General features: G+C 70.8%; 1 protein-coding gene. It reads left to right on the top strand.

The features are described from left to right. The coding region (locus HPY23_RS01355; protein ID WP_200649539.1) for a hypothetical protein at positions 1 to 318 on the top strand (318 nt) is incomplete at both ends.

Genomic DNA, 318 nt, shown 5'->3' with positions numbered 1-318 from the left:
GTGAAGGCCGCCGGCGTCGACCCGCTCGCGCACTACCTCCTCTACGGCCAGGGCGAGGGCCGCGAGACCTTTGCCGCGGTCGGCAGGACCGCCGACCTCGGCGGGCATCCGGGCTTCGACGCCGAGTACTACCTGCTGTCGAACCTCGACGTGGCGCGGGCGGCGACGAGTTCGGGCCGCGATCCGTTCGCCTTCGCCTACGACCACTACCAGCTCTACGGCTGGAAGGAGGGCCGCAACCCCAACGCGGTGTTCGACACCAAGGGCTACCTGGACGCCTATGGCGACGTGAAGGCGGCGGGCGTCGACCCGCTGCTG

It is taken from the genome of Methylobacterium ajmalii (assembly GCF_016613415.1).
Lineage (GTDB): Bacteria > Pseudomonadota > Alphaproteobacteria > Rhizobiales > Beijerinckiaceae > Methylobacterium > Methylobacterium ajmalii.
Note: the sequence above shows the minus strand (reverse complement) of the source record. Positions and strands in the feature narration are given on the sequence as shown.